Source organism: Streptococcus pseudopneumoniae ATCC BAA-960 = CCUG 49455, assembly GCF_002087075.1.
Classification (GTDB): domain Bacteria; phylum Bacillota; class Bacilli; order Lactobacillales; family Streptococcaceae; genus Streptococcus; species Streptococcus pseudopneumoniae.
Map to the genome: position 1 here is coordinate 222 of NZ_MWSM01000073.1, position 9,318 is coordinate 9,539.

7 protein-coding genes and 3 pseudogenes are annotated in these 9,318 nt (G+C 36.8%); all 10 read right to left on the reverse strand.

Translation table 11 applies throughout. The features are described from left to right. Nucleotides 1-1,964: PspC-related protein choline-binding protein 1 (locus B4W83_RS11765; protein WP_246863838.1), on the reverse strand; the 1,964-nt coding region annotated here is incomplete at its 3' end. After that, nucleotides 1,964-2,320: pseudogene (locus B4W83_RS13615) on the reverse strand (G5 domain-containing protein); the annotation flags it as partial. The gene B4W83_RS11765 and the pseudogene B4W83_RS13615, both read right to left, overlap by 1 nt. 51 nt (nt 2,321-2,371) lie before the next feature. After that, nucleotides 2,372-2,530: pseudogene (locus tag B4W83_RS13995) on the reverse strand (G5 domain-containing protein); the annotation flags it as partial. Nucleotides 2,531-3,159: 629 nt separating this feature from the next. After that, nucleotides 3,160-3,711: a GNAT family N-acetyltransferase gene (locus tag B4W83_RS11775; RefSeq protein ID WP_000643819.1), complete on the reverse strand. Its 552-nt coding sequence runs from the start codon at nt 3,709-3,711 to the stop codon at nt 3,160-3,162. A 398-nt stretch (nt 3,712-4,109) separates the two neighbouring features. Further along, nucleotides 4,110-4,934, reverse strand: a complete 825-nt coding sequence (gene nadE, locus B4W83_RS11780; RefSeq protein WP_000058048.1) for an ammonia-dependent NAD(+) synthetase — start codon at nt 4,932-4,934, stop codon at nt 4,110-4,112. Continuing rightward, nucleotides 4,931-6,391, reverse strand: coding sequence for a nicotinate phosphoribosyltransferase (locus tag B4W83_RS11785; RefSeq protein ID WP_000283162.1), 1,461 nt, complete (start codon nt 6,389-6,391; stop codon nt 4,931-4,933). The genes nadE and B4W83_RS11785 overlap by 4 nt, the downstream gene beginning before the upstream one ends. A gap of 115 nt (nt 6,392-6,506) precedes the next feature. Then, nucleotides 6,507-6,995: a DUF6773 family protein gene (locus B4W83_RS11790; RefSeq protein ID WP_000797184.1), complete on the reverse strand. Its 489-nt coding sequence runs from the start codon at nt 6,993-6,995 to the stop codon at nt 6,507-6,509. Beyond that, nucleotides 6,985-7,194: a helix-turn-helix transcriptional regulator gene (locus B4W83_RS11795; RefSeq protein ID WP_000240379.1), complete on the reverse strand. Its 210-nt coding sequence runs from the start codon at nt 7,192-7,194 to the stop codon at nt 6,985-6,987. The genes B4W83_RS11790 and B4W83_RS11795 overlap by 11 nt, the downstream gene beginning before the upstream one ends. A gap of 385 nt (nt 7,195-7,579) precedes the next feature. Next, nucleotides 7,580-8,301 (reverse strand): annotated as a pseudogene (locus B4W83_RS13620) (hypothetical protein). Nucleotides 8,302-8,565: 264 nt separating this feature from the next. Then, nucleotides 8,566-9,162 carry an ABC transporter ATP-binding protein gene (locus tag B4W83_RS11810; protein ID WP_000452045.1) on the reverse strand — a complete coding sequence of 199 codons (597 nt, stop codon included), beginning with the start codon at nt 9,160-9,162 and terminating at the stop codon, nt 8,566-8,568. Nucleotides 9,163-9,318 lie beyond the last annotated feature (156 nt).

Here is a 9,318-nt window from a genome sequence, read left to right on the forward strand (position 1 = left end):
GTATCCGTGGCTTCTTTTCTGTCTACAGTAACCTTTTCGGTAACATGACCATTCTCTGGATTAACATCGTAGGTCCTTGTCGTGGTTACATAGCCATCCTCTCCGTCAGTTGTAATAGGATTTTCACTACGGTCTTTTGTTTCATCTTTTTCAAAACGGATAACACTTGTAGGCAGAACTTCACGCTCAACCTTACTTTTAGCTGGAACTTTAATAACTGTATCCGTGGCTTCTTTTTTCTCTACGGTAACCTTTTCGGTAACCTTACCAGTCTCTGAATCAACATCGTAGGTCGTCGTCGTGGTTACATAGCCATCCTCTCCGTCAATTGTAACAGGATTTTCATTACGGTCTCTAGTTTCATCTTTTTCAAAACGGATATTTGTACTTTTTTCGGCGATGCGTTTTTCTACCTTATCTTTAGCTGGAACTTTTACAACAGTAGGTGTAGGCTGAGTTAGTATTTTTTCAGTTGTTTCTAGTTCTGAGACTTCTCCAGTATTTGTATCTAATTTGTATGTTGTAGTGATTTCCTTAGTTCCATTTTCTCCAGGTATAGTTTCAGGGTTACTTCCTCTTGGATGTTCTAAATCTTTTTCGAACTTAACTTCTTTTGATTCAATATCTCCAACACGAACAGTAGGTTTAGTTCCGACTTTTATGATTTTCTTTTCCATAGGAGTTGTTACTTTTTCTGTAGAAGTATCCTCTACTGCTTTACCATTTTCAATTCTGTAAGTAGTAGTAATAGTTCTGATACCTAGTTTACCTTGACGATTTGGATCATCTACTTTTTTCCCTTTTTCTAACGTGGGGTCCGCCTCGTATTCTGCTTCTATTGGAATATCTTTATGCTCAATCTTATCTTTAGCAGGGACTTTTACAACAGTAGGAGTAGGTTGAGTTAGTATTTTTTCGGTTGTTTCTAGTTCTGAGACTTCTCCGGTATTTGTATCTAATTTGTATGTTGTAGTAATTTCCTTAGTTCCATTTTCTCCAGGTATAGTCTCAGGGTTACTTCCTCTTGGATGTTCTAAATCTTTTTCGAACTTAACTTCCTCTGATTCAATCTCTTCAACACGAACAGTAGGTTTAGTTCCAATTGTTATCACTTCAGTTTTGGGTTCTGTTCTTTTTTCTATTGGTGTATTAGGAGTAGGTGTGCCATTAATAGGGGATACACTATATGAAGTAGTTGTAACTATTTTTCCATTTTCTCCTGGAGTTTTTACTTTTCGTGTTCTAACTTCAAGATTATCATCTTTTTCATATATTGTTTTATGATTAATCGTAGTTTCTTGAATTTTATCTTGAGCTCCGACTTTATAGACGATGTCTTGCGCTTTTTTCTCAATAGTAGTTGTGTTTTCTTTAACCGTAACTTTTCCAGTTTTTTCATCTAAAACATAGGTAGTGGTAATTTTCTTAATACCATCCTCCCCTTCACTTTCAGTTATAACATCACTTCCGATAGGTCTATTAGGGTCTTTTATATATTTAATAGAAGACTCAATTTTTTCAGTAACGACAGTAGGTTTAGTTCCGACTTTTATTACCTGTGTTGTGGGTTCTGTTATTATGACCTTCTCGGGAGTTCTTTCAAGAATTTTTGTTTTTCCTGTATTAAAATTATAGAAAACTTTATTCTTAAATGCTTTTGATCCCGGTTTTCCAGGTGTTACTTCTTTTTTAGTATTTAATTCCATAGCGTCGTCAGCTATATATTTTGTTTCAAAAGGTATATCTTCAGCTGTTTTGTTATCGGTTACGACTGTAGTAATTCCTTCATCGTTTACTTCATCAGTAAATTCAACCGATTCTGCTGATGGAGGTTGTTGTGCTGCTTGGACTTCGGTGCTGGTGCTATTCATAACCGCTGCAAACGATAATCCAATAACAACAGAACCTACATACTTTCCAATTTTCCTAAGAGAATATTGTTTTTTCATGTCTTTTCTATTCATTCTTTATCTCCTTTTTCTCCAGGTATAGTCTTAGGGTTGCTTCCTTTTTGATGTTCTAAATCTTTTTCGAACTTAACTTCCTCTGATTCAATCTCTTCAACACGAACAGTAGGTTTAGTTTCGACTTTTATAATTTTCTTTTCCATCGGCGTTGTTACTTTTTCTGTAGAAGTATCCTCTACTGCTTTACCATTTTCAATTCTGTAAGTAGTAGTAATAGTTCTGACACCTAGTTTACCTTGACGATTTGAATCATCTACTTTTTTCCCTTTTTCTAACATAGGATCGGCTTCGTATTCTTCTTCTATTGGAATTACTTTTGTTTCAACGCTATCTTTAGCTGGAACTTTAACAATAATATTTCCTACTTCATCAACATCAGTCTCCGGTTCCTCTCCTTTACGGCGGGTATCGTCTTTAATAAATGTCACTCTTGTTCCATCAGCATGAACAAAACTTGTATTCAGGATTCCTCCTAAAAATAAAGTTAGCCCGACTATCACAGAACCAAAAATCTTTTCGAGTTTACGTAATGCATAGCGCTTATTGGTATTAGATTTTGCCATTACATCCTCCTTCTAAAAGTTACTACTTAGTATAGCATATTTTCTGGCAAATGTTAAACAATATGTTTCATACATCAAATAAACTTAAAATGATATATTAATTATTGAACTAACACTTTAACTATATCGTAATCAATCTCATATATAAAGGATTGCAGACATCTTATCTAAATACATGCTAATATATTTAGATACAAACATTCCAACTTGATAACTTTCACTCATCTTTCATCATTCCTTATACAACTATGCAGTATAAATAGAATAGTTTGCGCATCAGAATGAGACTATTTTAATGTTAGATATTTTGATAGAAAAACATAAATAAAATTGGTGGAATTTAATTCCCTAACTCGATAGAGGATTCTATTTTAAATTTAACAACAGCTAGGATTACACTATAAAAAGCACATTACCACCTGTTCGGCTGGAGAATCTAGTCGATTAGCTCCCTCTTAGTTACAAGCTTAAAGCGATTTTTTAACTAATACTAAACCAGATTAAAGAAGGAACTAGAACATCTGTCTTGTACTAATCAATATGCTATTTTAAAGTTGCAAATAAACTTAGAATGCCATTTATTATATTTACAATAAATAGTTGACTTCGATAGAAACAGAAAATAGAATTCAACATTCTTCCCTACTTATCTGATAATAAATAAGATCCGCAAGATAGCCTTTTCTCTCCACACCATTAACAATCGTTTGTAGATAGGACATTCCAGCCTTCTCCATGACACGACCTGAAGCTGGGTTGAGACTGGCATATCGAGCTTTGACTTTTTGAAATCCTACTTGAGTAAAACAAAAGTCCAAGACAGCTTTTAAGGCCTCTGTCATAAGACCACGACCCCAATAGTTTTTTCCTAAAATATAGCCAATTTCACAAGAAGAATTGTTCTCATCTATTGCAACGATGCTGATATCTCCTATCACTTGCTCTGGGTTTTCTTTGAGACAAATAGCCCATTTGTAATAGTTGGGATTAGTATAGGAAGCAACCCAGTTACGAATCGAATTTCGAGTCACCACGACATCAGGATGGGGATCCCAGGTAACATAGGTCAGATTCTCAGCGGATGAAGCCCAATTTTGAAACATAGCTTCTGAATCACTCTCCACAAATCTTCTTAAAATCAAACGTTCTGTCTGTAATATTTGCGTACCGATAGCTTTCATGATGCTACCTCACTTCCTTATTTCTATGCTCGTAGTAAAAAGGCTCAACTCAGTAACAGCTAGAAAACGAGTTTGTCTTCTAATTTCTTGACGCAGTCGCTGCCTGGTTTGAAATGCGCTCTAGCAAGCTTTTTCAAACCTAGTCATCGTTGCAGGGGTAAGACGATGAAATCGAACTCTTCGAGTTACCGAATCTGCCTCATTTTCTTATTTCTAAACTCGGGGTTCAAGATCCCCCGGACCTTCTCTCACTTTCTTATTTCAAGATGAGAGGCTGAAAACCTCCACTGGAGGTTTTTCTTGCTTTTTAATTTCAGGGCAAGAAGCTAAAAAGGTCCCCCGGACCTTCCTCGCTTACCTGTTTCCATGCTCGGGGTAAAAACCTCCACTGGAGGTTTTTACTCCCAAAAGTCATCAAATACGGTGATGGGTAGGTGGCGTTTATGTTGGCCTTTGTGCCACCAGTTTTCGATTCTTGCTTGGGCTTCTGGGCTGATTGTTTTGCCTTCTAGGTAGTCGTCAATCTCTTCGTAAGTGACTCCGAGGGCTACTTCGTCAGCTAGACCGGGTTTATCTTCTTCTAGGTCTGCTGTTGGGATTTTTTCATAAAGGGCTGGGTCTGCACCAAGTTCCTTCAAGAGTTGTTTTCCTTGGCGTTTATTGAGGCGATAAAGAGGGAGAATATCTGCACCACCGTCACCAAACTTGGTAAAGAAACCTGTGATATTTTCCGCGGCGTGGTCTGTTCCAATGACCGCTCCGCTATGGGAACCAGCAAGGGCATACTGAGCAATCATACGGCAACGTGCCTTGATATTGCCCTTATTAAAGTCTGAAACAGGACTACCTGTCGCTTCAACTGCTGCCGTCATGGCGTCAGCTGATTCCTTGATATTGACGACTAAACTGACATCTGGTTGGATGAATGCTAAGGCTTTTTGAGCATCTGCTTCATCAGCTTGCACTCCATAAGGCAGGCGGACAGCGATAAATTTATAGCTGTCGTCTCCCGTTTCTGCTCGCAGTTCTTCCATAGCTAATTGGGCCAAGCGCCCTGCCAAGGTTGAGTCCTGCCCTCCAGAAATCCCTAGCACAAAGGTTTTAAGGAAGGGATGTTTTTTCAGGTATCTCTTTAAGAAATCAATGGAACGACGGATTTCTTCTTGGACATCAATCACTGGTTTCACGCCCAGTTCTTGGATAATCGTTTCTTGCAAACTCATTCTTCTTCTCCTTCACCAAGGGCTTCCTTACGCATTTTGTCTATCAAGTCCATCTTGTCTTGCCATACATCACGCGCCAAATCCACTGGATAATGCTGCGGATTGAGCACACGCTTGTACTCATCCCAAAGCTTGTCAAATTCCTTACGAGCATAAGCCTGAATCTCAGTTAAGCTAGGCAGGTTGTAAATCAATTTCCCGTCTTTGAAGATATCCACCAAGAGAGGAACAGCATCAAAATTACGAACGGTCTTCTTGATGTAGGTATAAGTCGGATGGAACATCTTGATTTCAGTCATGCTGGCAACATCAACACCATCATAGGTTATGTAGTCGCCTTCTGACTTGCCTTTTTCACGACTGGTAATGCGCCACACCTGCTTCTTACCTGGCGTAGACACTTTTTCCGCATTATTAGACAGCTTGATGGTATTGCGCATCTGACCATTTTCATCTTCGATTGCCACAATCTTGTAAACTGCCCCAAGAGCTGGCTGATCATAGGCTGTGATCAGCTTGGTACCCACGCCCCAGACATCAATCTTGGCCTTTTGCATCTTGAGGTTGAGGATAGTATTTTCGTCCAAATCATTAGAAGCATAAATCTTAGCCTCTGTAAATCCAGCCTCGTCCAGTTGCTGACGGACTTTCTTAGAAATATAGGCAATATCCCCAGAGTCAATCCGCACACCCATAAAGTTAATCTGGTCGCCCAGCTCACGCGCCACCTGAATGGCAGCGGGTACCCCAATACGAAGGGTGTCATAGGTATCCACAAGAAAGACACAATTTTTGTGGGTTGCAGCATAAGCCTTGAAAGCCTCATAATCATTGCCATAAACCTGCACCAAGGAATGTGCATGGGTCCCCAAAACAGGAATGTCAAAGAGTTTACCAGCACGCACATTGCTAGTTCCATTGGCACCACCAATCACCGCTGCGCGTGTTCCCCAGATAGCCGCATCCATCTCTTGAGCCCGACGTGTCCCAAACTCCATCAAGGGTTCATCTTCGATAACCGAACGAATACGAGCTGCCTTCGTCGCCACCAAGGTCTGGTAGTTGACAATATTCAAAAGGGCCGTTTCGACCAATTGACATTGGGCTAGAGGACCTTCCACCTGCACAATCGGTTCATTAGCAAAAACCAAGTCCCCTTCTTGGGCAGAACGAACGGTCAACTCCAACTTGAAATTGCGGAGATAGTCCAAGAATGCCCCATGATAACCAAGCGACTCCAAATAGGCAATATCACTATCTGAAAAACGCAAGTCTTCAAGATAATTCACAATTCTTTCCAAACCTGCAAAAACTGCATAGCCATTCTTAAAAGGCTGCTGGCGGAAATACACCTCAAAGACCGCCTTTTTATTGTGAATTCCTTGGTCAAAGTAAACCTGCATCATGTTGATCTGGTACAAGTCCGTGTGCAATGTCAAACTATTATCTGGATACATACTTTTCCTACTTCCTTAGCTAGAAATACATGAAAATTTTCAAGAACTTTCATGTATTCCAATAAATTAGTACTATTATATCACATTTTAGCTGGATTGAGAAAAGAGTAACAAGCTATTCACCACTCTCCAGTTCATCCATGTCTTGTTCAAATTTTTTCTGAGCCCATTCGCCATAGCTCTTCAGACCAAGATTGCCAATAAAGACCCACGGAAGGTAAATGACATAAGTAATGACCCAAGCAGACAGGTATTTAAAATTCAAAGGATTGTGCTGATAAATTTCTATGTTGAATTGATAATTCTGCAACATCAAAAGAGCCGTAATAGCCAAGGTTAGGAAAAAACAACCCAAAATCGTAAAATGAAAACGACTATAGTAGGTCACTCCCAGATAACGGGCGCGATTGAAAAAGTAAAATGTCCCTATGATGATAACGATTAGCAGCATATTAGAATTAAAAAGGCTTGGTGCTAATACTGAAATGATATAAGATAGGAGCGACAAAGCAATGCAGATATAGAAACTTTCAGAGCCCGCTTTATTGAACAGTTGTTCTTCTCTTTCGTCTAGTAATTGATAATAATAAAATCTATTTTTCATCTTCTTCCTCCCAAAATAGTTGGTCTAGGGTTTTCCCTAAACATCTGCAAATGGACTGGCAGAGCGAGAGACTGGGATTGTATTTCCCCGCCTCTATCAAACCAATAGTCTGGCGCGTCACCCCGACAGCATCTGCTAGTTGACCTTGAGTTAAATCAAGCTCTACCCGAGCTAATTTTAATTTTAAATTTTTAACCACCTTCGTCCTCCTTATAATTTTAATACTCATCTACTCTTAAAAAATTCCAAACTAACACAAGCTGTCAGCTATTTATTATAACCCCATTAATTTGCACTCCAGTATTATCTTCAGCCGAAAATCAGTATTTTAGGTTGTTTGAAATAAACTTCCTAGTTTACTCTTTTATTTTTATTTAGTATTAGCTTTAGTAGGATCTTTTAAACGAGTTTTTATTGCTTATATTTCTTGTTTAGTTTAGTTGGTTTCATATCACTATTATATAATGCTTTTGGAAATGAGCCTAGTATAAGTCAAAAACGTGTTGAATAGTGAAAGCAGGAGCATACCAAGATGACTGATTTTTTTACTAGATTTTAAGTTTGCAAAATAATACTAAATGAAACTAAAATGAATACTTCTTGCTTTTCTTGAGAGTGAAAAAGTACAATAAAATGATTGTAGTGATTACCACAAGATACTGACTAATAGACATCGTATTTGAAGCCACAAATACAGGTAAAGAATAAAAAGGAAGAAGTTCAATTGCTTTGATAAACAAATCATTACTAGTATTCATCATCATCGTATTTAATATATTAGGGATAAAGAGTAGTAAAGCTACTAAAATACCAAGCCACTTTTCAATTTGTATAAATAGAAAATGTAAGATAATAGAAAATAAAATAGGACTAACAAAATTGTATTGACTACAATAGCTACTATAAAATCTAATCCTAAAGCACCTGGAACACCCAATTTACTTACGATGACTAGTAGCACAATGCCATTCAAAGCATAAATAATGGAAACTCAGATGGCATATAGAAAATTAGATAAGACGTAAATCATCCGATTTTTCTGTTGATTATAAAACAAACTTACCGTATTGTGGGAAAAATCTCTACTAATGACTCAATTAGCATGTATAACAGCCATTAACATACTGGGCATAGCATAAAAGTTTGAAATATGCTTAATACCTAGCGATGTCCCTTGAGTCTTTAGAATAAAGAATGTAGCCAATATTGGCGGTATAAACGAGATAAGCAAACCGAGATATATTACGCCTGATGAATATAAATTTCTTATATTTCCCTTAAGAAAATTCAATTTATTTAATTTCATGATGATAACCTTCCTTTATTTTGAACGATTTAGATAAATATCTTTAAGCGTCTCTTTTTTAGTTTCAAAATCAACTACTTTAATAGAGTTTTCGTTAAAAAATTTAAAAAGCTCACTACTTTGAATATTACCAGACATCGTAATTCTCAGTCCCTCTTCCTGAACAATATCCCCAAATTCTTGTTTGGTAATGAAAATGTCTCTATCTGTAGCTGATGAAAAAGCTATCTCAAATAAGCAATTATGACTATCTTTTTCTACTTTTTAAAATGTCAAAAGCCCGTTCTCCAAGAAAAGAACCCTTTCACAAATTTCTTCAATGTCTTCTAATTTATGACTCGATATTAAAATTCCCACGTTTTCATTTAAAGCTAATTTTTTTAGAACCGCTAAAACTATTTGTGACGATTCAATATCTAAACCATTAGTCGGTTCATCTAAAATCAATATATCAGGTTCCGTAACGAGAGTTAGAAGCAAAGCTAATTTTTGTTTTGTCCCCAGAGAATAAGTCTTTACTTTTTTATTGATAGACTGAGTCAAATCTAACTCTTGGATCAAACTTCCAAATCTTTCTTGATTGTAGTCAACACCATATAAATTTGACAAATATTTTAAATTCTCTAAACCTGTTTTAGATAAAAATAATTTTGGTTCTTCAATTAAATACCCAACATTATCACTGCTTATAATATTACCTGAAGTCGGTTGATTATTCTGACCAAGAATTTTCATCAACGTACTCTTACCAACTCCATTTCTCCCTACTAGACCAACAATTTCACCCTTATTAAGTGCGAAATTTATATCTTTGAGAATGATTGAATGACCATAATGCTTACTTACATTTATAACTTCCATTTTTTATTCCTCCATTAATATTCTTGGTTTTCTCTTTGATTCTCATTAATTTTAAAAAGTTGCGCCTCTTTTTAACAACATTATATCATATATCTAACTTAATGCAATATATAAATGTCATTTTGTAAAATTTTATTAGTCATAACCACCCGTGAA